At 65.6% G+C, this 20,394-nt stretch carries 19 protein-coding genes; 10 read left to right on the plus strand and 9 right to left on the minus strand.

All coding sequences use genetic code 11. From position 1 onward, the window contains the following. Nucleotides 1–51 precede the first annotated feature (51 nt). The 3 genes from IWX75_RS04280 to IWX75_RS04290 all read left to right on the plus strand — a co-directional run bounded on the left by IWX75_RS04280 (nucleotide 52) and on the right by IWX75_RS04290 (nucleotide 3,981). Nucleotides 52–780, plus strand: a complete 729-nt coding sequence (locus tag IWX75_RS04280) for a TetR/AcrR family transcriptional regulator (RefSeq protein ID WP_196821014.1) — start codon at nucleotides 52–54, stop codon at nucleotides 778–780. A gap of 67 nt (nucleotides 781–847) precedes the next feature. After that, nucleotides 848–2,818 carry a PTS mannitol transporter subunit IICBA gene (locus IWX75_RS04285; RefSeq protein ID WP_196821015.1) on the plus strand — a complete coding sequence of 657 codons (1,971 nt, stop codon included), beginning with the start codon at nucleotides 848–850 and terminating at the stop codon, nucleotides 2,816–2,818. Next, nucleotides 2,818–3,981 (plus strand): mannitol-1-phosphate 5-dehydrogenase, encoded by a 1,164-nt coding sequence (locus IWX75_RS04290; protein ID WP_196821016.1) that lies wholly within the window; start codon nucleotides 2,818–2,820, stop codon nucleotides 3,979–3,981. Before IWX75_RS04285 ends, IWX75_RS04290 begins: the two co-directional genes overlap by 1 nt. A gap of 134 nt (nucleotides 3,982–4,115) precedes the next feature. Here IWX75_RS04290 and IWX75_RS04295 read toward each other — a convergent pair whose 3' ends face one another. Next, nucleotides 4,116–4,514 (minus strand): MerR family transcriptional regulator, encoded by a 399-nt coding sequence (locus IWX75_RS04295; protein WP_196821017.1) that lies wholly within the window; start codon nucleotides 4,512–4,514, stop codon nucleotides 4,116–4,118. Nucleotides 4,515–4,684: 170 nt separating this feature from the next. Between IWX75_RS04295 and IWX75_RS04300 the strand changes: the two genes are divergently transcribed. Together IWX75_RS04300 and IWX75_RS04305 are read left to right on the plus strand one after the other, a co-directional pair. Next, nucleotides 4,685–6,208: a SulP family inorganic anion transporter gene (locus tag IWX75_RS04300; RefSeq protein ID WP_196821018.1), complete on the plus strand. Its 1,524-nt coding sequence runs from the start codon at nucleotides 4,685–4,687 to the stop codon at nucleotides 6,206–6,208. A gap of 17 nt (nucleotides 6,209–6,225) precedes the next feature. Beyond that, a complete protein-coding gene (locus IWX75_RS04305) occupies nucleotides 6,226–6,456 on the plus strand; it encodes a hypothetical protein (RefSeq protein ID WP_196821019.1) in 231 nt (76 codons plus the stop codon). Between the two features lie 7 nt (nucleotides 6,457–6,463). Here IWX75_RS04305 and IWX75_RS04310 read toward each other — a convergent pair whose 3' ends face one another. Beyond that, nucleotides 6,464–7,603 (minus strand): glutamate--cysteine ligase, encoded by a 1,140-nt coding sequence (locus IWX75_RS04310; protein WP_196821020.1) that lies wholly within the window; start codon nucleotides 7,601–7,603, stop codon nucleotides 6,464–6,466. Nucleotides 7,604–7,740: 137 nt separating this feature from the next. Here IWX75_RS04310 and IWX75_RS04315 point away from each other — a divergent pair, with 137 nt between their 5' ends. After that, on the plus strand, nucleotides 7,741–8,559 hold the full coding sequence (locus IWX75_RS04315; protein ID WP_334684101.1) for a shikimate 5-dehydrogenase: 819 nt from the start codon (nucleotides 7,741–7,743) through the stop codon (nucleotides 8,557–8,559). Nucleotides 8,560–8,624: 65 nt separating this feature from the next. Here the strand turns inward: IWX75_RS04315 and IWX75_RS04320 are convergent, their stop codons facing one another. From IWX75_RS04320 to ybaK, 5 genes are all read right to left on the minus strand, one after another. Further along, nucleotides 8,625–9,965, minus strand: a complete 1,341-nt coding sequence (locus IWX75_RS04320; protein ID WP_196821021.1) for an ABC transporter substrate-binding protein — start codon at nucleotides 9,963–9,965, stop codon at nucleotides 8,625–8,627. 106 nt (nucleotides 9,966–10,071) lie between these two features. Next, complete coding sequence (locus IWX75_RS04325; RefSeq protein ID WP_196821022.1) at nucleotides 10,072–11,001, minus strand: carbohydrate ABC transporter permease; 930 nt, start codon at nucleotides 10,999–11,001, stop codon at nucleotides 10,072–10,074. Continuing rightward, nucleotides 10,998–11,936, minus strand: a complete 939-nt coding sequence (locus tag IWX75_RS04330; protein ID WP_196821023.1) for a carbohydrate ABC transporter permease — start codon at nucleotides 11,934–11,936, stop codon at nucleotides 10,998–11,000. The genes IWX75_RS04325 and IWX75_RS04330 overlap by 4 nt, the downstream gene beginning before the upstream one ends. Beyond that, nucleotides 11,914–13,986, minus strand: coding sequence for a beta-galactosidase (locus IWX75_RS04335; protein WP_196821024.1), 2,073 nt, complete (start codon nucleotides 13,984–13,986; stop codon nucleotides 11,914–11,916). The genes IWX75_RS04330 and IWX75_RS04335 overlap by 23 nt, the downstream gene beginning before the upstream one ends. A gap of 181 nt (nucleotides 13,987–14,167) precedes the next feature. Beyond that, nucleotides 14,168–14,656 carry a Cys-tRNA(Pro) deacylase gene (gene ybaK / locus IWX75_RS04340; RefSeq protein WP_196821025.1) on the minus strand — a complete coding sequence of 163 codons (489 nt, stop codon included), beginning with the start codon at nucleotides 14,654–14,656 and terminating at the stop codon, nucleotides 14,168–14,170. Nucleotides 14,657–14,978: 322 nt separating this feature from the next. On the opposite strand from ybaK, the gene IWX75_RS04345 reads away from it, so the two are divergent. Together IWX75_RS04345 and IWX75_RS04350 are read left to right on the plus strand one after the other, a co-directional pair. After that, a complete protein-coding gene (locus IWX75_RS04345) occupies nucleotides 14,979–15,785 on the plus strand; it encodes a GAF domain-containing protein (protein WP_196821026.1) in 807 nt (268 codons plus the stop codon). A 178-nt stretch (nucleotides 15,786–15,963) separates the two neighbouring features. Continuing rightward, the gene (locus IWX75_RS04350; RefSeq protein WP_196821027.1) at nucleotides 15,964–16,980 is read left to right on the plus strand and encodes a LacI family DNA-binding transcriptional regulator; all 1,017 of its coding nucleotides are present in this window, start codon (nucleotides 15,964–15,966) and stop codon (nucleotides 16,978–16,980) included. 60 nt (nucleotides 16,981–17,040) lie between these two features. On the opposite strand, the gene IWX75_RS04355 is transcribed toward IWX75_RS04350, so the two are convergent. Beyond that, complete coding sequence (locus IWX75_RS04355; RefSeq protein WP_196821028.1) at nucleotides 17,041–17,733, minus strand: HAD family hydrolase; 693 nt, start codon at nucleotides 17,731–17,733, stop codon at nucleotides 17,041–17,043. A 79-nt stretch (nucleotides 17,734–17,812) separates the two neighbouring features. After that, nucleotides 17,813–19,024, minus strand: a complete 1,212-nt coding sequence (locus IWX75_RS04360) for a class I SAM-dependent methyltransferase (RefSeq protein ID WP_196821029.1) — start codon at nucleotides 19,022–19,024, stop codon at nucleotides 17,813–17,815. A gap of 202 nt (nucleotides 19,025–19,226) precedes the next feature. Between IWX75_RS04360 and IWX75_RS04365 the strand changes: the two genes are divergently transcribed. Then, nucleotides 19,227–19,943: a GAF and ANTAR domain-containing protein gene (locus tag IWX75_RS04365; RefSeq protein WP_196821030.1), complete on the plus strand. Its 717-nt coding sequence runs from the start codon at nucleotides 19,227–19,229 to the stop codon at nucleotides 19,941–19,943. Between the two features lie 12 nt (nucleotides 19,944–19,955). Continuing rightward, entirely contained in the window at nucleotides 19,956–20,354 is a 399-nt protein-coding gene (locus IWX75_RS04370) for a hypothetical protein (protein WP_196821031.1), read from the plus strand. Nucleotides 20,355–20,394 lie beyond the last annotated feature (40 nt).

A 20,394-nucleotide genomic window follows, 5' to 3' on the forward strand; every position in this document is an offset into this window, starting at 1 on the left:
GTTTTGTGATGCACTTCATATATCAGCGTTATAGATGCTACGGTAGCAGGCATGAAATCCGCTGGCGAACCTCCTCCCAAAACGAGGCTCCTGAGGGCTGCTGCCTCGCTGTTGGCGGAATCCAACGGGGCGCCGGTGTCCACCCGGCAGGTCACCCAGCTTGCCCGTGTCACCGCCCCCACCCTGTACCACCACTTCGGGGACAAGGAGGGCCTCTTCGACGCCGTCGTCGCCGAGGGCTTCAGTGAATATCTTGAAGGGGAGCGCAACCTGGCGTCCTCAGGCCAGCCCGTCGAGGACCTCCGGCGGCACTGGGACAACCACGTGCAGTTCGGCCTCGACCATCCGCACCTCTACCTCGTGATGTTCGGGAACATCCGCCCGGAGCGCCGCCCCTCGATGGTCGCCAGTGCGGAGGCGTTCCTCGAGGAGGTGCTCGATAAGGCGGCCGCTGCCGCACGGCTGGTCGTCTCTCCGCATGAGGCAGCACGCAGCATGCTCGCCGCCAATATCGGCGTCACGCTCATGCTGATCGCGGAGCCCGCGGCCAAGCGGAACCTCGACCTGTCGGCGATGACGAGGGAGGCGGTTCTCTCCGCCGTCGCGACCGATTCGGAAGCTGATCCGGTGACCGACACCGAGGGTAGCCCCTCGGTGGTGGTGGCGGCCATCGCACTCAACGCCGCGCTGCAGTCGTCCCATCCGGACCAGCTCTCCAGCTCGGAACTCAAACTGTTCCTCGAATGGCTGCAACGCATCTCGGCGAGGACCGGCACCTGATTCACCAGATCGATTCAAATATCCATTCCACCCTGCGATGCTGCAGGGGTAGCGGTTAGGAAAGCATGTGGCAACACAAACAGCAGTGACGCCCCGCCCCAGTGCGCGCGTCCGCGTTCAGAAATTCGGGACATTCCTGTCCGGAATGATCATGCCCAACATCGGGGCCTTCATCGCCTGGGGCCTCGTCACGGCCCTCTTCATCGAAGCGGGGTGGCTCCCTGTTCCGCAGCTCGGCGGATTCGGCGAGACCGACGGCGTGGCCAACGTTGGACTTGTGGGACCGATGATCACCTACCTGCTGCCCCTCCTGATCGCCTACACCGGCGGCCGAATGGTCTATGACGTCCGCGGTGGCGTGGTGGGTTCGATCGCCACCATGGGCGTCATCGTGGGTGCCGGCATCCCGATGTTCATCGGAGCCATGATCATGGGTCCGCTCGGTGGCTGGACCATGAAGAAGATCGACGCGATCTGGGACGGCAAGATCCGGCCGGGCTTCGAGATGCTGGTGAACAACTTCTCCGCCGGGATCTGGGGTGCGCTGCTGGCGCTGATCGGCTTCTACGGCGTCTCCCCGCTGGTGCAGGCCTTCAGCACGGGCGCGGGCAACGTGGTCCAGTTCCTGGTAAACAACGGCCTGCTGCCGCTGACCAGCATCTTCATCGAGCCGGCGAAGGTCCTGTTCCTCAACAACGCCATCAATCACGGGGTCCTGACTCCGCTGGGCGTCCAGCAATCGCTGGACCAGGGCAAGTCGATCCTGTTCCTGCTCGAGGCCAATCCTGGTCCAGGCCTCGGAATCCTGCTCGCCTACATGATCTTCGGTCGCGGCGCCGCCAAGGCATCCGCGTCCGGAGCCGCCATCATCCACTTCGTCGGCGGGATCCACGAGATCTATTTCCCGTACGTGCTGATGCGCCCGCTGCTCATCCTCGCCGCTATCGCCGGCGGCATGACAGGCATTGCCACCCTGAGCATCACGAATGCCGGCCTGGTGGCACCCGCCGCTCCGGGATCCATCATCGCAGTGCTCGCCCAGACCGCCCGTGACAGCTACTTCGGTGTAGCTCTGTCCGTCGTGCTCGCAACGGCCGTGTCCTTCCTCGTCGCTTCCGTCATCCTCAAGACGGGCAAGAACCAGGACGACGGCGACATCGCGGCTGCCGCCACGAAGATGGAAGGCCTCAAGGGGAAGAAGAGCTCCGTGGCCGGCAACTTCCGCTCCTCGGCAGCCACCGACGGACCCATCCGCAACATCGTGTTCGCCTGCGATGCCGGGATGGGCTCCTCCGCGATGGGCGCCTCGGTGCTCCGCAACAAGATCAAGGCGGCCGGGTTCCCGGACGTCAAGGTCACGAACCTCGCCATCGCCAACCTGAAGGACGACTACGACGTCGTCGTGACGCACCAGGATCTCGCCGCCCGCGCCGAGCCCCTGACACAGGGCGCGACGCACGTCGCGGTCGACAATTTCATGAACAGCCCGCGCTATGACGAGATCGTGGAACTGGTCCGTGCCAGCGCGGCAGCCGAGGGTGGGGTCGATCCGAAGAACCCGACGCCTGCCGCGGTGGCATCCGAGGCCGACTCCGGGAGTGCCGCCAACGATGTCCTCGCTGAGGAAAGCGTCGTGCTGGACGGAAGGGCAACCACGCAGGAGGACGCCATCAACGAGGCCGGCCGCCTGCTGGTCGACCGCGGTGCGGTGGATTCCGGGTACGTTGCAGCCATGCACGAGCGCGAGAAGTCCGTCCCGACCTACATGGGCAACTTCCTGGCGATTCCACACGGCACCAATGACGCCAAGGACCTCATCAAGCGTTCGGCGGTGTCCATCATCCGTTACCCCGAGGGCATCGACTGGAACGGCAAGCAGGTCAAGTTCGTGGTGGGAGTGGCAGGCCGGAACAACGAGCACCTGTCCATCCTCTCGGCGATCGCCCGCGTCTTCTCCGACAAGGAACAGGTGGCGCAACTCGAGAATGCGACCACGGTTGATGAAGTGCTTGCGCTCTTCGGGAAGGTCAACGCCTAGTGAAGGCCGTCCATTTCGGAGCCGGGAACATCGGCCGCGGTTTCGTGGGACTGCTCCTCCACGAGGCGGGCTACGAGGTGGTTTTCGCCGACGTCGCCGACGCACTGATCGACCAGCTCGCCTCGACACCGGCTTATGACGTGCACGAGGTGGGGGAGGCGCCGGCTGTCAAGCGGGTGGACAACTACCGTGCGCTGAATTCACGAACACAGGAAGCAGCGGTGGTCGCCGAGATCGCATCGGCGGACATGGTGACCACCGCCGTGGGGCCCAACGTCCTGAAGTTCCTCGCTCCCGTCATCGCTGCGGGGATCGCCGGGCGGTCGGGCGGGCAGGATCCGCTCCAGGTGATGGCCTGCGAGAACGCCATCAACGCGACCGACCTGCTGCGGAAGGAGATCGTCAACGCCTATCCGGGTTCCGAGGGGGACCTGGCGCAACGGGCGGTCTTCGCCAACACGGCAGTCGACCGCATCGTGCCGAACCAGGCCCCCGGCCAGGGGCTGGACGTCACGGTGGAGACCTTCTTCGAGTGGGTCATCGATCGGACGCCGTTCGCCGGCGCCGAACCGGCCATTCCCGGCGCCACCTATGTCGATGATCTGGCTCCGTACATCGAGCGCAAGCTCTTCACCGTGAATACGGGCCACGCTTCCTGCGCCTACTTCGGCTACGCGGCAGGGTTGGAGAAAGTGTCCGACGCGATGGCCGACCCGGAGGTGGCGGGGCAGGTCCGTGCTGTGCTCGACGAGACGAAACAGCTGCTCGTGGACAAGCACGGGTTCGACCCCGGGGAGCAGGAAGCCTACGTGCAGAAGATCCTGCACCGGTTCTCGAACCCGCATCTGCCGGACACCGTGCAGAGGGTAGGCAGGGCGCCGCTGCGCAAGCTGGGCCGCAACGAGCGGTTCGTCGGTCCAGCCGCCGAGCTGGCGGAGCGGGGAACGGTCCCGTCGGGATTGCTGTCGGCCATGCAGGCAGCGCTCGCATTCCGGGACCCCGCTGATCCTGAGGTCGAGGCGCTTGCAGGGATCCTTCGAAGCGAAACGCCCGAGCAGGCCACGACGTCGGTCAGCGGGCTGGAGCCCGGGCATCCGCTGTACGTGCACGTCCTCGAGCTGGTACGCCGGGCGCAGTCGGATTCCGGCGCGGCTTCGGCATAGAGGGCGGCGCGGTGCGGGCGATCAGCCGGTACCGCGCCTTTCGCTTGGCGAACGGAGGATCCCGGCTCGGGTGCCGACCCGCCCACCGGTTGGGTGGATTCCGGGCAAGGAAGCAATGCCTCGTACTTCGCCGACTAGTACTTCGCCAAGATATCGATGAATTCGTCGGCACGGGCAAGGGTCTCGACCATTCGTGCCCGCCGATCCGTCGCCGCGTCCCGGAACGCGGCGAGCCTCCGGCGCAGTTCCAGGGCGCGTGCCGGGTCCTTCTCCTCCTGAAGGGCGTCAAGAACGGTCAGGAGGTCCGTCATCTCCTCGAGCGTGAATCCGAGGGGCTTCATTCGGCGGATCACCATCAGACGCTCGAGGTCGTCCTCGGTGTAGACCCGGAAACCTCCCTCCGTGCGTGCGGTTGCCGGCAGGATCCCCACCTCGTCGTAATGCCGGATGGTCCGCAACGAGAGCCCCGTCCGTTCCGCGAGCTCGCCGATATGCATGGTCCGCCCTTCAGTACTTGAAGGGGTTTTGCTCATGACAGCCAGCTCCTCGGGTTTCGACCAACACTAACATTACGTTAGAGTAGGGTTCAGCTTCGGTCAGGCACAGGAACCAGACTCTTCCTGCACAGCGGCGTGGCCATCCTTTCCGCCCGCCCTGGGCGATGGCACTGAACCTTGTACGACTGCTCGAAGGAACCTGCCGTATGTCTTCATCAACTCTTTCCACGTCCCCTGAACTGACGCCCCTCGAACGGCAGTCCGTCACCCGTACGCTGCGGTCACCGCGCCTGCTGAAAACCGAGGTCCTTGCCGGCCTCGTCGTGGCGCTGGCGCTGATTCCAGAGGCTATAGCGTTCTCCATCATCGCCGGTGTGGACCCGCGCCTCGGCCTGTTCGCCTCCTTCACCATGGCCGTCAGTATCGCCTTCCTCGGCGGACGGCCCGCCATGATCTCCGCCGCGACCGGCGCCGTCGCGCTCGTCATCGCCCCGCTGGTGGACAGCCACGGCGTCGACTACTTCATCGCTGCCGTCATTCTCGGTGGCACCATCCAGGTTCTCCTGGGAGTGGCCGGCGTGGCCAAGGTGATGCGGTTCATCCCCCGCTCGGTGATGGTGGGCTTCGTCAACGCCCTGGCCATCCTGATCTTCCTGTCCCAGGTCCCCGAACTCATCGGTGTCCCGTTCCTCGTGTACCCCATGGCCGCCGTCGGACTGCTCATCGTCTTCGGGCTCCCACGCCTCACCCGCGCCGTGCCCGCACCCCTGGTGGCGATCGTCGTCCTCACCGTCTTCGCAGTCTTCGCCAACGTCCTGGTTCCGACCGTGGGTGACAAGGGGGAGCTTCCTGACAGTCTTCCCTCGCTCTTCCTACCCAACGTCCCGCTGACCCTCGAAACCCTGCAGATCATCGCGCCGTTCTCCCTGGCGCTGGCCGCCGTGGGTCTGCTCGAATCCCTCATGACCGCCAAGCTCGTCGACGACATCACCGACACCCGCTCCCACAAGACCCGCGAATCCTGGGGCCAGGGGGCCGCCAACATCATCACCGGATTCTTCGGCGGCATGGGCGGCTGTGCGATGATCGGCCAGACCATGATCAACGTCAAGGCCTCCGGAGCCCGCACCCGGATCTCCACCTTTCTGGCCGGCATATTCCTGCTCATCCTCGTCGTCGCCCTCGGCGACATCGTCGCACTGATCCCCATGGCGGCGCTGGTCGCGGTGATGATCTTCGTCGCCATCGCCACCTTCGACTGGCACAGCATCCAACCCTCCACGCTGAAGCGGATGCCCAAGAGCGAGACCACGGTCATGCTCGCCACCGTGATCGTGACCGTCTGGACCCATAACCTCGCGATCGGCGTGGGCGTCGGTGTGCTCGTCGCCATGGTGGCGTTCGCCCGCCGGGTCGCCCACTTCGTCACCGTCGAACGCGCCGAGGACATCGTCGACGGGCACCAGCACGCGACCTACACCGTCAACGGTGAGCTCTTCTTCGCGTCCTCCAACGACCTCTACACCCAGTTCGAATACGCCACCGACCCCTCCTCGGTGACCATCGATCTGCACGGCTCGCACCTCTGGGACGCCTCGACCATCGCGTCCCTCGACGCCATCCAGGAGAAGTACCGGCACCACGGGACCGACGTGGAGATCGTCGGCCTCAACGAGGCCTCCACGATGATGCGGGAACGGCTCGGCGGGAGACTCGGAAGCGGCCATTAGGAGCGTACGCTCGGTGCATGACGAGCGATACGAACAATAATTCAACCGGCGACGACAGCACTCCCGACAGCTCCGACGTCGCGGAGATCCAGGAGGACGACTCCCTCAGCCAGGCGGATCAGGTGGACTACATCGCCAACCGGGTGGTGCCGGATGACTCGCCGGCCGTTGAGACGGTTGCCGGGAATCTCGGGCTCGAGGATTCGCCCTCGGACCACCCTTCCGGGGACCAGCTGCGCGGACGCTGAACGCTTCTCAGGGCCGCAGCTGCTGCACCATGTCGAGAACGACGGCGCGCAGGTCGCCGTCGTTCTCCGCCGCCACGCGCCGCTGGCGCTGGTAGCCGGCGCCGCGTGTGAGGATGGTTTCGACGTCGGCGAGCTCCGCGCTGCAGCCCAGCTTCGCCGCCACCGGCTCGAGCCGATTGAGGACCTCGGTGAGGTGCTCGGTGACCAGTTGCTCCCTGCCCGCGGCGTCGAGGATGATGATGGCGTCGAGTCCGTAACGGGCGGCTCGCCATTTGTTCTCCTGGACATGCCAGGGCGGCATGGTGGGGATGGTCCCGCCGTCGTCGAGCGTTGTGGAGAACTCGTCCACGAGGCACTGCGTGAGGGCGGCCACCGCCCCCACGTCCTGGAGGGTGGACAGGCCGTCGCACACCCGCATCTCCACGGTGCCGAGGTTCCCGACGGGCCGGATGTCCCACCGGATCTCACTGACCGTGTCGATCACACCGGTGGTGAACATGTCCTGGACATAGGCCTCGTAGGCGGTCCAGTCCGAGAACTGGAACGGCAGGCCCGCTGTGGGAAGCTGCTGGAACATGAGTGCACGCTGCGATGCGTAGCCGGTGTCCTCACCGCCCCAGAAGGGCGAGGATGCAGAGAGCGCCTGGAAATGCGGAAAGTAGTTGACCAGCCCGTCGACCACCGGCAACGCCTTGTCGCGTGAGTCGAGCCCCACATGGACGTGCACCCCGTAGATCACCATCTGGCGGCCCCACCACTGGGTACGGTCGATCAGCTTGAAGTAGCGTTCCTTGTCGGTGACCTGCTGGGAGCGCGGTGCGCTGAAGGGGTGCGAGCCGGCGCAGAAAAGCTCCACTCCCATCGGGTCGGTGACCTCCCGCACTGCGGCGAGCGAGCGTGCGAGGTCCGCCTTCGCCTCGGACACGGTGGTGCAGACGCCCGTCACCAGTTCAACGGTGTTGAGCAGCAGTTCCTGCTTGATGTGGGGGTGCTCCTCGTCATCCTGCAGTTCGGGATGACGGTCGTTGACCCCGCGGAGTACTTCATCGGCAACCGACACCAGTTCGCCGTTGTACCGGTCAACCAGTGCCAGTTCCCATTCGACGCCGAGCGTCGACTGGGAGGACTTCGCAAAATCGATCTTCAAGGGGTGGCTCCTGACCGTACCGGACTGCAGGTGGATGAATGCCTCGGTAGCGCCATCGCGGAAGAGAACTGACCCAATATTAGTCTGGTCCGCCCGGTCCCCGGCGACACGGCCGGAAGACAGGGGACAATGGCGGGGTGCCAATACTGAACAAGGACATGACCCTGTGTATCTCACTGGCCGCGCGGCCCAGCAACATCGGCACGCGCTTCCACAACTACCTGTATGACGAGCTCGGCCTGAACTATGTCTACAAGGCCTTCACCACCACGGACCTGCCCGCAGCCATCGGGGGTGTGCGGGCGCTGGGGATCCGCGGCTGCGCGATCTCCATGCCCTTCAAGGAGGAGGTCATCGCGCTCGTGGACCGGCTGGACGGCTCCGCGCGTGCCATCGACTCGGTGAACACCATCGTGAACGACGACGGCGTCCTCACCGCCTACAACACCGACTACCTTGCCGTCGCACGGCTCCTGGAGTCCCACGGGGTGCCGGCCAGTTCCACGGTGCTCGTGCGCGGCTCGGGCGGGATGGCGAAGGCGGTTGTCGCGGCCCTCCGGGACGCGGGCTTCGCCGCCGTCACGGTGGTGGCACGCAACGAGACGGCAGGACGGGCGCTCGCCGGTCTGTACGGCTTCGGCTGGCAGGCGGAGGTGGACGGCTCCACGGCCGACCTTCTCATCAACGTCACGCCGCTGGGCATGGCAGGCGCGGACGCCTCAACGGTGTCCTTCCCCGCTGCGACCATCGATGCCGCTCGGGTGGTGTTCGACGTCGTCGCCCTGCCCTCGGAGACCCCGCTCGTCCGGACCGCGCGGGCTGCTGGAAAACCGGTCATCACCGGAGCGGAGGTGGTGGCGCTGCAGGCCGAGGAGCAGTTCGTGCTCTATACCGGACGGCGTCCCACGCCCGACCAGGTGCTGGCTGCGGGAGAATTCTCGCGGCAGGAGCCCTGATCGGCGCGAAAAAAGCTCCGCACCGGCAAAAGACCGGTGCGGAGCTTCGTTCTTCAGCGGAAATGCTACTCGTTGACCGGAATCGACTGGGCCTTCAGGGCGTCGATGGTCTTCTGCTGGCCTTCGGTCAGGGCATCCATGAGGGTGCTTGATCCGCCGATGGCCGCACCGAAACCGTCGGAGACGTCGGTGTAGGTCTGGGTCATGGTCGGTCCCCAGGTGAAGTCGGGGTCGACGTTCGAGGAGGCTTCGGCGAAGACGTCGTAGATTGGCTGTCCACCGTAGAACTCGACGCCGCCCGCGAAGGCCTCGAGCTCCGCAGCCGACTCGGCAGCCGGGTAGAGCCCGCCGAGTTCGTTGGCCAGGGCGAGAGCTTCGGGATCGGTGTTGAGCCAGAGGGCGAATGCCGCCGCTTCGGCCGGGTTCTCGGAGCCCTTGAGGACGGCGGTGGAGGAGCCGCCCCAGTTACCTGCGGACTCTCCGCCGTCTTCCCACTGCGGCATGGGCGCTACAGCCCACTGGCCGGCGGTGTCGGGTGCGGCGTCGGAAAGCGTGGTGGCACCCCAGACCGCCGACACCCAGGTCCACTGCTGTCCCTCGTTGAAGGAGGCGTTCCATTCATCGGAGAAGGACGGCAGGGTGGAGACAAGGTCCTCCGAGAGGAGGTCCTGCCAGTAGGTGGCGACCTGCTCGGATTCCTCGCCCGTGAGGTTGACGTCCCAGGCTTCGCCGTCGTTGGCGAACCACTGACCGCCCGCCTGCCACACCATACCGGCGAACCAGTTCACGTCGGACCTCGGGAAGTTGGTGATGTAGGCGCCCTCGGCCTTGATCTGCTCGGCTGCGGCAGCGTACTCCTCCCAGGTGGTGGGCACCTCGATGCCGGCCGCCTCGAAGAGGTCGGCGCGGTAGTACATCGCCATGGGTCCGCTGTCCTGCGGCACGGCGTAGACGGCGTCGTCCTCGCCGAAGGTGACCTGCCCCCAGGTCCAGTCGACGAACTGGTCCTCGGCGTCGGCTATCCCTTCGCACGCGGCGATGTTCTCGAGGCCGTCCTGCACGCGGAAGTTCGGCAGGGCGTCGTACTCGATCTGGCCGAGGTCCGGCGCGTTGCCGGCCTGCAGCTGGTTGAAGAAGTTCTGGTAGGTTCCGGAGTTGCCGTTCGGCCCGGTCTGGACAGTGACCTGGACATCCGGATTCTCCTCGTTCCACAGTTCGACGACCTGGTCCATGCCCGGAACCCAGGTGGTGAAGGTGAGTTCGACCGGACCTCCCGCTGGTTCGCAGGCCCCGCCGTCGGCACCTGCGTCGGTGCTGCCGCTGTCTCCGCCGGCTGAGCAGCCGGACAGTGTCAGCGCAGAGATCATGGCAAAGGCCGCGGTGACTTTTCCGTAATGCGCGCGCATTTCGTTTCCTATCGGTGGTAGTGCTGCCGGGGCTTTGTCCGGCAGCGGATGGGGGATGGGTTGATTCGGGAGAACACGTCAGGGCGATGACGCACCCTGGGAGCTGCTACTTGACGCCTCCGGCGCCGAGGCCGCTGCTCCAGAAGCGCTGCAGGCCGAGGAACGCGATGATCAGCGGAAGAATGGAGACCAGCGCGCCGACGATCACGAGTGGCCGAAGCTCGGGAATCTGGCTGATTTGGCTGTTCCACGCATACAGGCCCAGGGTGACGGGGAAGAGCGCCTGGTCGCGGAGCATGATCAGGGGCAGGAAGAAGTTGTTCCAGATCGCCACGAACTGGAAGAGGAAGATCGTGACGAGCGCCGGAGCCATCAGCCGCGTCGATACGGTGAAGAACGTTCGCACCTCTCCCGATCCGTCGAGGCGGGCCGCCTCGAGGAGTTCACCCGGTACGCTGGCTGCCGCATAGATCCGCGCCAGGTAGACGCCGAACGGACTGACCAGGCTCGGCAGGAAGACGGCCCACAGGGTGTTGGTGAGATTCACCTCGCTGAAGATCAGGAACAGGGGCAGCGCGAGGGCTGTCGCCGGGACCAGCACGCCGCTGAGCACCACGTTGAAAATGGCCTCGCGCCCCCGGAACTCGTACTTGGCGAGCGCGTAGCCGCACATCGCGGCGATGACGGTGCCGACCAGGGCGCCCAGGCCGGCGTAGATCGCCGAGTTGACGAGCCAGCGGCCGAAAAGGCCGTCGCCGTAGCTGAAGAGGTTCCCGAGGTTGCCGAAGAACGTCGTGAGGGACTCCGCGGTGAACCAGAGGGGCGCGGATCCGGTGATCTCGCTGCCGGTCTTCGTGGAGGAGACGAGCAGCCACCAGATCGGGGTCAGGAAGTACAGGGTGAAGACGCCCATAATGAGCATCGCCGCGCTTCGGGAGAGCATGCTCTGGCGGGGTCCGCGCGAGCGGGGCCCGGCGGCCCGGCTATGGCCGGCATCCCGGGGTTGTTCGGGTGCTGTGGCTGGGGCTGCCGTCATTGGGTGACCTTCCGCTGGGTCGACTTGAGGAAGACGAAGGACAGAGCGAAGGTGGCCAGTGCCAGCACCACCGAGAATGCCGCTGCGAGGTTGTAGTTGGGTACGGATGCCGTGGTGTAGACGGCCAGGTTCGGGGTGAACGAGCTACTGATGGCCGAGCTGAAACTACGAAGCGTCTGTGGTTCGGCAAGCAGCTGCAGGGTACCGATGATCGAGAACACCGCGGTCAGGATGATCGCGGGGATCACGAGCGGGATCTTGATACGCCACGCGATCTGGATGTTGCTGGCGCCATCGAGCCGTGCCGCTTCGTAGATCTCGGTGGGGATCGCCAGCAGGGCGGAGAAGATGATCAGCATGTTGTAGCCCACATACACCCAGGTGACGATGTTCGCGATGGCCCACAGCACAAGCTCCGCGGAAAGGAAGTCGATGCTGGAGGTCACTGCCCCGAACGGCGAGAGGGACGGGGAGTACAGGAACCCCCACATGATGGCGGCGATGACGCCGGGTACGGCGTAGGGGGCGAAGAACGCGAGACGGAAGAACTTCTTGCCCTTGAGTAGCGGCGAATCGAGCAACAGCGCAAAAAGGAGTGCCAGTCCCAGCATGATCGGGACCTGCACCGCGCCGAAGGCCAGCACACGGCCTACTGATTGCCAGAACTCGGTGTCCCGGAAGACCTGCTCATACTGGGTCAGTCCGCCGAACACCTGTCGGGGCGGGCCGAACGTGCCCTCGCGTTCTACGGTCAGCAGTGACTGCACCACCGCGAAGATGATCGGCACCGCATAGAACGCGAGGAACAGGACGGCGAAGGGTGCAATGAAGATGGCGACGGCCCGGCGCTGGGCGCCGGACGATCGGTTCCTCCGCGCGACCGCCGGCGCTTTGGGCGCCGTGGGCGGAGTGCTAGTTGCTGTCACGGTGTGCATCCTTTCGGTCCCGGACGGGTCCGTTCTTCTTCGGGTGGACGGCGGGTGTTGCCGGAAAGCGCATCACGCGCACAGCGCCGGCGGGAACCACGACGACGTCGGCGATGACCTCGTCCGTCAGTAGTTCAGTGCCCGTTCCGCGGTATTTGCGGTCGTCGCTGGAGTGGTTGATAAGGAAGACATAGCTATTGCCGTTGCCGCTGCGCACGATGACCTCCAGCCCGTCCTGTACCTCGGGAACGGCGACTCCCGCCGCGGCTGCGGCGGTGACGAGGAGGTGTTTCAGGGTGTCGGGGTCAAGGACGGTTCCCGTGTACCAGGCCTGGCCTTCGCCGAAGCCGTTCCGGGTGACGGCCGGTACTCCGGCGAGGTGGCCGCCCTCGTAGGCCAGGACCGTTTCGGCGCCTTCCAGTCGCAGCGCTTCGGACCAGAGGGTCGCTGTGCCTCCGTTGTCCAGGGGAAGCGATTCCCGCGGGTGCAGCGGGAAGAACTCCTCACTGCGGATGCCCAGCAGATCGAGGAATGCCCCTGGGTAACCGCCGGGGCGTACGCGCTCGTTCTCGTCGACGATGCCGCTGAAGAAGGTGATGAGCGCATGGCCGCCGTCTTCCACGTATGCCGTCAGTGCTGCAGCATCCGTGTCGCGCACCAGGTAGAGCCCGGGGACCACCACGAATCTGTAGCGGGCGAGGTCAGCTCCCGGCGCGACGACGTCCACGGTGATTCCTGCTTCCCACAGCGCCCGGTAGGACGCGTGCACCTGGTCGAGGTAGCGCACGTCCCCGGAAGGGTGGGAGTCCTGGTCGTGGGCCCACCACGCCTCCCAGCTGAAGACCAGGGCCACCTCGGCCTGGACGGTTGTGCCCGCGACTTCGCCGAGTCGTCGGAGTGACGATCCGAGTTCGAGGACGTCCCGCCAGGTGCGGGAGTCGGTGCCGGCGTGGGGGAGCATGGCCGAATGGAACTTTTCACTGCCCTGCAGCGAGGCGCGCCACTGGAAGAAGCACAGGCCGTCAGCACCGCGCGCAAGGTGGGTCAGCGAATTGCGCAGCAGTTCCCCCGGACCTTTGGCGATGTTGCGTGGCTGCCAGTTGACGGCGCCTGTCGAGTGTTCCATGAGGAGCCAGGGCTCCCCCTGCGCCAGCCCACGGGAGGTATCGGCTGCGAAGGCGAGTTCACTGTCGGGGGAGTCCAGCCGGTGGTCGAGGTAATGGTCATTGGCGATCAGGTCCATGGCGGGAGCCCAGGACCAGTAGTCCTGGTTCCGGATGTGCGCGGACACCATGAAGTTGGTGGTCACGGGAGCTGTGCTGAGGCGTCTCAGGATTGCTGTTTCGGCCGTGTAGTGGGCAAGCAACTCGTCGGAGCTGAACCGCTGGTAGTCCAGCGTCTGGGTGGGATTCGTGGCCGAAAGAGTCAGTCGCGGCGGGAGAATCTGCTCCCAGGCCGAGTAGCGCTGGCTCCAGAACGCCGTGCCCCAGGCGCTGTTCAGGGCACCAAGGGTGGCGTACCGGTCCTGGAGCCAGGTGCGGAAAGAACCGGCGGAGACATCGCAGTAGCACAGCGCATTGTGGCAGCCGAGCTCGTTCGAGACGTGCCAGATCCGAAGGGCTGGGTGGCTGCCGTAGCGCGCCGCCACCTGCTCCACGAGGCGCAGGGCGTGTTCGCGGTATACAGGGGAACTCGGGCACCAGGCCTGGCGTCCGCCGGGCCAGCGTCGGGTTCCATCAATTGCCTGGGGGAGGACCTCGGGGTGCAGGGTGGTGAGCCAGGCCGGCGTCGACGACGTTGCGGTGCCGAGGTTTACTCCGATTCCGTGCTCCGCCAGCAGGTCCAGAACGGCATCCAGGCGGTCGAAGCGGTAGGTACCCTGCGTGGGTTCCAGTTCTGCCCAGCCGAAGATGTTGACTGCCACCAGATTGACGCCGGCCTCCTTCATCAGCAGGACGTCCTCCTGCCAGACTTCGGGGTCCCATTGCTCGGGGTTGTAATCGCAACCGAAAACCAACGATCCGTCGGCGAGTCCTGTTACGGCGGTCCTGCGTGCCAATCGTGCTCCTCACACCTGCGCTGCCCGAATTCTCGAGGGCGCTTTCCTGACCAAAAGGTTTTCTGCGTCCGTCTGGGAACGTTCCCATAAGACAAGTGTGCGGTTTCGCCCTCGACTCTGGGAACGTTCCCAGAGTAATGCGCATCACAGCTGCTTGTCAACGAAACCGTTCAGCGAAGAGCTAGGCGGCTGCGATCCGCGCGACCCGCGCTGACGTGATTCTCACGAGGTCTGCCGGGCTGAGCTCGATCTCGAGTCCGCGTCTTCCTCCCGAAACCAGGACGGTACCGAATCCGAGAGCTGATTCATCGATCACCACGGGGCACGGGTGCCGCTGGCCGAGCGGAGATATCCCGCCGAGTACATACCCGCTTCGCCGTTGGGCCGCGGCCGGGTCTGCCATGGCAGCCCTCCTTGCGCCCAGGGCCGTGGCTAGAGCCTTGGGATCCAACTGGCGGTTCACCGGTACGACGGCGGCCACCATGACGCCGTCGGCCATGGCCATGAGCGTCTTGAAGACGCGCTGCGGATCTTCACCGAGGGCCACGGCCGCCTCGGGCCCGAAAGCACCGCCCGCTGAATCATGCGCATAGGTGCGAAGGAGGAACTCGATCCCTGCGGCTGATGCTGCCGATGCCGCCGGGGTGGGGGCGGCTTTCCTGTCCCTCACCCCGGACGGCCCTCAGCAACGGGGGTGGGTACCGGCCGATCGAGGTGATCAGGGTCGCGGACCGGATAGTTGCACATGATCGAAAGTATGCGCTCCGGGGAGGTCGAGGACCATGTGCGCGCGTGCCGGATCCGGGTCCAGCACACAATGTCCCCGCCTGTCGACTTCGTTACGGCCCACGGGATCTCGGCAGGACTGCTGTTCCAACTCGGTTACGCTCGATGATAAGCAGGCTGATCGTTAGCGGTAGGGCTGTCCTGCGGACTTCCGACTGGAAGGCCATGGCACAAGCAGCCCGGACAACATAATTGGAGTGCCTTGCATGGATGGTCAGACGCAGCAGCAACTCACTCTTGTTGCGGCCACCGACGCGGGGTTGAATCCTGAGGAGATCTGGATCCAGTATTTCGGGTTGGGGGGAACCCTCGCGCAGATCGAGATCGAGGCCTACCTTCGCGGGCTGTTGGACCTGCCGGCGGCGGAAAGGGACACCCTCGCCAGCGCGGTCAATGAGATCCTGGAGGAAACCACGTCAAGCGTTCGGGTGCCCTACAGCGAAAGGCGCGACGAGCAGGATGCGCCGAGCCGGGCGCGCAGGGCGCTGGGGGCCGTCGGCGCTTTCCTGCTGACGCCCGGGGAGGCGGAGGAGGAACGGGTGGACGCCCTTCGGCGGACGAACCTGCTGGACACTCCGGCAGAGGAGAGGTTCGACAGCATCACCCGCCGCGCCAGGGAACAGTTCGGTGTGAGCTCGTCGACGGTCTCCCTGATCGACAGCCACCGGCAGTACCTGAAGTCGGTGGTGGGGCCGGTCGGACAGAACACGCCGCGGGAGCTCTCGTTCTGCAATATCACCATCCGCAACGCAGGACCCCTCATCGTCAATGACGCACTGGCGGATGAGCGGTTCAAGAACAATCCGCTCGTGCGGGGGGAACCGTATATCCGGTTCTACGCGGGTTATCCGCTGCGGGGGTCCAACGGCTGGACCATTGGAACCCTCTGCATCATCGACCAGGAACCCCGGGATTTCTCGGCCGATGACGAGGGAGCCCTCCGGCTGCTGGCCGAGGCCGCGCAGCGCGAACTCGATCTTGACGCAAGGCCGGTTCAGGATGACGAGTCCTGACATCGTTGCCCAGGACTCACTCGGATCCTGCCCCGTCCGGCGTGCCTGATCGGTCCTGGTCCCTTCCGACGGTGTCGCCGAAAGGGTGAGGTCGATCCACACGCTTTCCGTCGTCCGGGAGATCCCCGGTCCGCCGACACACGGCGATCGGCCGGCCGTCCTCGGCTAAGGTACACATATGCCGCCCTCCCGCACCCGCATACGTCGGGCGACCATCAACGACGTCGCCACAGCAGCGGGGCTATCCCGGGGAACGGTCTCCCGGGTGGTCAACGGTGAGCGGTACGTGTCGCCGGAGGCGCGTTCCGCAGTCGAGGATGCGATCGCACAGGTGGGGTATGTGCGCAACTCCGCAGCCCGCAACCTCGTCCTGCAGGAATCCCGAGCCATTGCGCTCATCATCCACGAGCCGCATTCGCTGTTGTTCGAGGATCCCAACATCGGATCGATCCTGCTGGGCGCCAATGAAGTGCTGTCCAAGGCGGACTACCAATTGGTCTCCCTGATCATCGATTCCGAACGTGACAGCCACAGGGTGGCGGAGTACCTGAGCGGTGGGCTGGTCGACGGTGCGGTCATCGTCTCGGCGCGGGCCTCTGATCCTATCGCCTCGGCTGTCCGCGACCTCGGAGTGCCGGCGGCTTTCGTGGGCCATCCGCCGGGAACGCCCGATCTTCCGTACGTGGCCATCGACAACGTGTCCGCTGCCCGGGAGATCACCGAAAGACTCGTCGGTACGGGCCGGAAGCGGATCGGCATGATCGCGAGTGCCCTGGACAGGGACTCAGGACAGGACCGTCTGTCGGGCTTCAGAACTGCCCTCGGGGCCCGCTTCGACCCCGAGCTCGTTGTTCGGTATCCCCTCTACACCTACGGTTACGGGCTTGAGGGCATGCAGGAACTACTGCGTCGCTGCCCCGAGATCGACGGCGTGTTCGCAGCCTCCGACGCGGTGGCCGCCGGGGCGATGACGGCGCTGCAGGAGAGCGGACGCAGGGTGCCCGACGACGTCGGGATCGTGGGCTTCGACGACAGCAGCTGGGCGCTACGCTGTAGGCCGCAGTTGTCGACGATCCGGCAGCCGGCGGACCTGCTGGGGCGTACTGCCGCCGAGCTTGTCCTTGCGCAGATCAGGGGGCTTCCCAGCCCTGTCCGCGTGCTCGACACCACGGTGGTGTGGCGCGATTCCGCCTGAGACAGTCGGCGGATCCGCGGCGCGCAGCGCCGGATTGGTCACAAGGAACCTCGGATCGCCTCATACCTCCCGCTCTTCGCCGAAGCGGTGCAGCGCGCTGTCGTCGAAGGCGGCGAGCAGCCCGGCAACATCCGCATACACCTCGACAGCGCCTGCGTTCCGCAGTTCCGCCTCACTCGTGCCGCCGGACTCCACCGCGATGGTGGGGATGCCGAGTTCCTTCGCTGCGAGGACGTCCCACACGGCGTCGCCCACGAAGACCGTGTTTTCGGCCAGGAGCCCGGCGGTGTCGAGCGCTGCACGCAGGATGTCGGGAGAGGGCTTGCTGTTCTCGGCATCGGATGACGATGTCGCTCCCGCAATCACGTCGTCCGCGTCGATGATCGTCCGCATGACGGCCAGTTCCTGCTTCGAAGCGGACGATGCCAGGACGATGCCCAGGCCGTTTCCGGCGCAGCGCTGCAGCAGTTCGCGTGCGCCCTCGAAGCGGCGTATCGACGGCCAGTAGCTCGAGTAGATCGCACCGTGGGTCGACTCCAGCTCGCCGTCCTGGGACGCGTCCCTGTCGGAGCCGAGGAGATGCCCGATGAGCTTGTCCCCGCCCATGCCGATCGCCCGGTGGATCTCCGCCATCGGGGCATCGTGGCCGAAACGGCGGAACGCCTGCCACCAGGCGATGGTGTGCAGGTAGTTGGTGTCGACAAGGGTGCCGTCCACGTCGAACAGGACGCCGCGTTCCGGGCTGTCAGTCATGGTCCTTCTTCCGTTGGGGATTCTGGTCCGACTCTACGAAGTCCCCCGCGAAGTCGCCAGAATTCCCGAAATCATGAACTCATGGTAGGACCGGCTCCACCACGATAGCCACACGATCCTCGCCGATGCGCGTCAGCACCAGGGTCGCCTTCTTCTTCCCCTTGCCGGAGCCCGCGAGCAGCTGGCGACGCACTTCCTCAGGCGTGACGGCGGTGCCTCGCTTCTTGATGTCCAGCACGCCGATTCCTTCCGTGCGCACCCAGGCCTTGAGGCTTCGGATGTTGTAGGGACGCACCTCAAGAATCCGGTAGGCCCGTGCGAACGGGGTCCCGACCAGTGTGGGCGCACACACGTACGCGATTCTGGGGTCCAGCAGGTGGCCGCGCAGTTGGAGTGCGACGTCGGCCACGAGCCCCGCCCGGATCACGGCGCCGTCGGGCTCGTAGAGATAGCCCTCCACCGGCCCCAGGGGCGCGTCCGGTCCCTCCCCGAACTCGGCGGCGCTCGTCAGCTCGGCTGCACCGTGGACGCTGATGACCAGCGCAGCTCGGCGGATACCCGTGCGCCGAAGCGCATTGAACCAGAGGGACACTTCGGTCACGTCGCCGTCCACCGACACCCACTGGGCCTCACACCCGGACGGCACCGCCTCGTGGGGAATACCGGGACCCATCTTGACTCCCACCGGTGTCCCGCCGTCGGCGAGTTTCTCCACGAAGGACAGCGGTGGTGAGAACGCCTCCGGATCGAAGATCCGGGTGGTGCCTGAGGACGAGGTGCTGCGGCGCGCGGGGTCCAGCCAGACGCCGTCGTACGCCGATGCGTCGATCGACTCGGCGTCCGCGTTGACCACTTTCGCGTTCGCCCAGGGCAGCAGGTTCATCGTCGCCGCAGCGGCCGTGGTCTCATCGAGTTCGACGGCGGTGACCTCGCGGTCGAGCGTGGCCAGGGCCATGCTGTCGGCTCCGAGTCCGCACCCGAGGTCGGCCACCCGCACCAGGGAGGCCTCCACGAAGCGCTGGGCATGCCGGGCTGCCACACTCATGCGCGTGGCCTGCTCCAGCCCTGCGGTAGTGAAGAGCATGCGTTCGGCGAAGGGCCCGAACTTCGCCCGGGCCTTCGCCCGCAGCCGTGACTGCGTGAGGGCTGCGGAGACGACATCGGGGGAGTGCCCCGTCTTCCGCAGCTGCTCACTCAGGCGGAGGCTTTCCACTTCGGAATACGGGCCGAGCGAGTTCAGCAGCTCCCACCCCTCAGGGGCCAGGATCGGGGCGATGTTGTCGGTGGCCATGGGCTCCAGCCTAGGCGACCGAGAGGCTCCGGACCCCCTTCCGGATGCCTGTCGGATCGAGGCGTTTCTTCGCCCGTGCACGTTCGCAAAGGCTAGACTGGTGATACTGAACCGGGCGGATCCGTTCGGATCAGCAGGGTCCAGCAGAGGGCCTCCACCTGCCGGGCACGAGTGCCCGGCTCTCCAAATTGTGAGGCCGTCCGTGGCAACCGAGTCATCCCTCAACGAGATCGAAGTTGTCTTCGGGCGGGTCAAGGGTCTCCTCCTCACCGCGGAGACCGTCAACCATGCAGTCGATCTCCTCGCCGAGGCCGCAAAGGAAGTAATTCCGGGAGCAATCGGTGCCGGGGTCACCCTGGTCCGGAACGGCCAGCGGATCAGTACCGGTTCCACCGATGCCTTGGTCAGCCAGGCGGACGACATGCAGTACGAGCTGGGTGAGGGCCCGTGCCTGAGCGCCTGGGCGACCGGCGAGCCCGTGCGCATCGACGATACCCGTACTGAGCCCCGCTGGCGGAATTGGAACGCTGCGGTTTCCCAGGGGCCCGTGCGGGCCTGCGTCAGTGTCCCGCTCTTGCGCGGGCAGGATCATCTTGGAGCGATCAAAGTGTATTCAGCTGTGCCTTCCGCCTTCGACGCCTCTACCGAGGCCCTGCTCCTCCATTTTGCCGTTCCGGCTGCAGCCCTCCTGGGTCACGTGCAGACCACTGAAACGCCGCAGCAGATCACCGATGAGCTCCTCGCGGCCCTTCGGACACGGGACGTGATCGGTCTGGCCAAGGGAATACTCATGGGCGGACGGGGTATGGCGGAGGAACAGGCGCACACGGAAATCATCGAAAGGGCCAAGCGCTTGAAAATTACGATGGGTGAGGCCGCCCAGCAGCTGGTGGACCACCTGACCGGTCCGGAATCGTAAGGAGTAGGTTCGATGGGTTCCACTGGGGAGGAAGACCAGCGCCTGTTGCTTGCAACGGCCGTGAAACAGGCCGGGTACACGGTCGGCGAACTGTGGCTCCGGTTCTTCGCGATCGGCGGCAGGGTCGGTGAATACGAGGTGGAGGCCTACCTCAGCGGACTGATTCTCCTGCCACCGTTGCAGCGGGACCTCCTCGCCCATGCGGCGAACGAGCTGATCGACGAACTTCCGCCGCCCCTGCGCGCACCCTACAGCGACGACCTCGAAAATGGTATCGAATCCGACGACCAGAAGCGCGGTACCCACAGTACATTTTCCGGGGATCAGCCGAACGGCTCCGAGGAAGCGAACCCGCAGGGACTGGAGTGCGCTGACAGCAACGCCGAGCACGGAAAGACGGACGGCCGCTGACGATCGGCACTTCCCGCCCGCCCACGAGCTGCCGGGGTCC

This window comes from Arthrobacter sp. CAN_A6, assembly GCF_015751715.1.
GTDB lineage: Bacteria > Actinomycetota > Actinomycetes > Actinomycetales > Micrococcaceae > Arthrobacter_D.

Excerpts from the sequence above, each read along its gene's own strand:
- IWX75_RS04280 (WP_196821014.1), top strand. The coding sequence starts at position 52 with ATGAAATCCGCTGGCGAACCTCCTCCCAAAACGAGGCTCCTGAGGGCT.
- IWX75_RS04295 (WP_196821017.1), bottom strand. The coding sequence starts at position 4,514 with ATGAGCAAAACCCCTTCAAGTACTGAAGGGCGGACCATGCATATCGGC.
- IWX75_RS04300 (WP_196821018.1), top strand. The coding sequence starts at position 4,685 with ATGTCTTCATCAACTCTTTCCACGTCCCCTGAACTGACGCCCCTCGAA.
- IWX75_RS04305 (WP_196821019.1), top strand. The coding sequence starts at position 6,226 with ATGACGAGCGATACGAACAATAATTCAACCGGCGACGACAGCACTCCC.
- IWX75_RS04320 (WP_196821021.1), bottom strand. The coding sequence starts at position 9,965 with ATGCGCGCGCATTACGGAAAAGTCACCGCGGCCTTTGCCATGATCTCT.
- IWX75_RS04325 (WP_196821022.1), bottom strand. The coding sequence starts at position 11,001 with ATGACGGCAGCCCCAGCCACAGCACCCGAACAACCCCGGGATGCCGGC.
- IWX75_RS04330 (WP_196821023.1), bottom strand. The coding sequence starts at position 11,936 with ATGCACACCGTGACAGCAACTAGCACTCCGCCCACGGCGCCCAAAGCG.
- IWX75_RS04345 (WP_196821026.1), top strand. The coding sequence starts at position 14,979 with ATGGATGGTCAGACGCAGCAGCAACTCACTCTTGTTGCGGCCACCGAC.
- IWX75_RS04350 (WP_196821027.1), top strand. The coding sequence starts at position 15,964 with ATGCCGCCCTCCCGCACCCGCATACGTCGGGCGACCATCAACGACGTC.
- IWX75_RS04355 (WP_196821028.1), bottom strand. The coding sequence starts at position 17,733 with ATGACTGACAGCCCGGAACGCGGCGTCCTGTTCGACGTGGACGGCACC.
- IWX75_RS04360 (WP_196821029.1), bottom strand. The coding sequence starts at position 19,024 with ATGGCCACCGACAACATCGCCCCGATCCTGGCCCCTGAGGGGTGGGAG.
- IWX75_RS04370 (WP_196821031.1), top strand. The coding sequence starts at position 19,956 with ATGGGTTCCACTGGGGAGGAAGACCAGCGCCTGTTGCTTGCAACGGCC.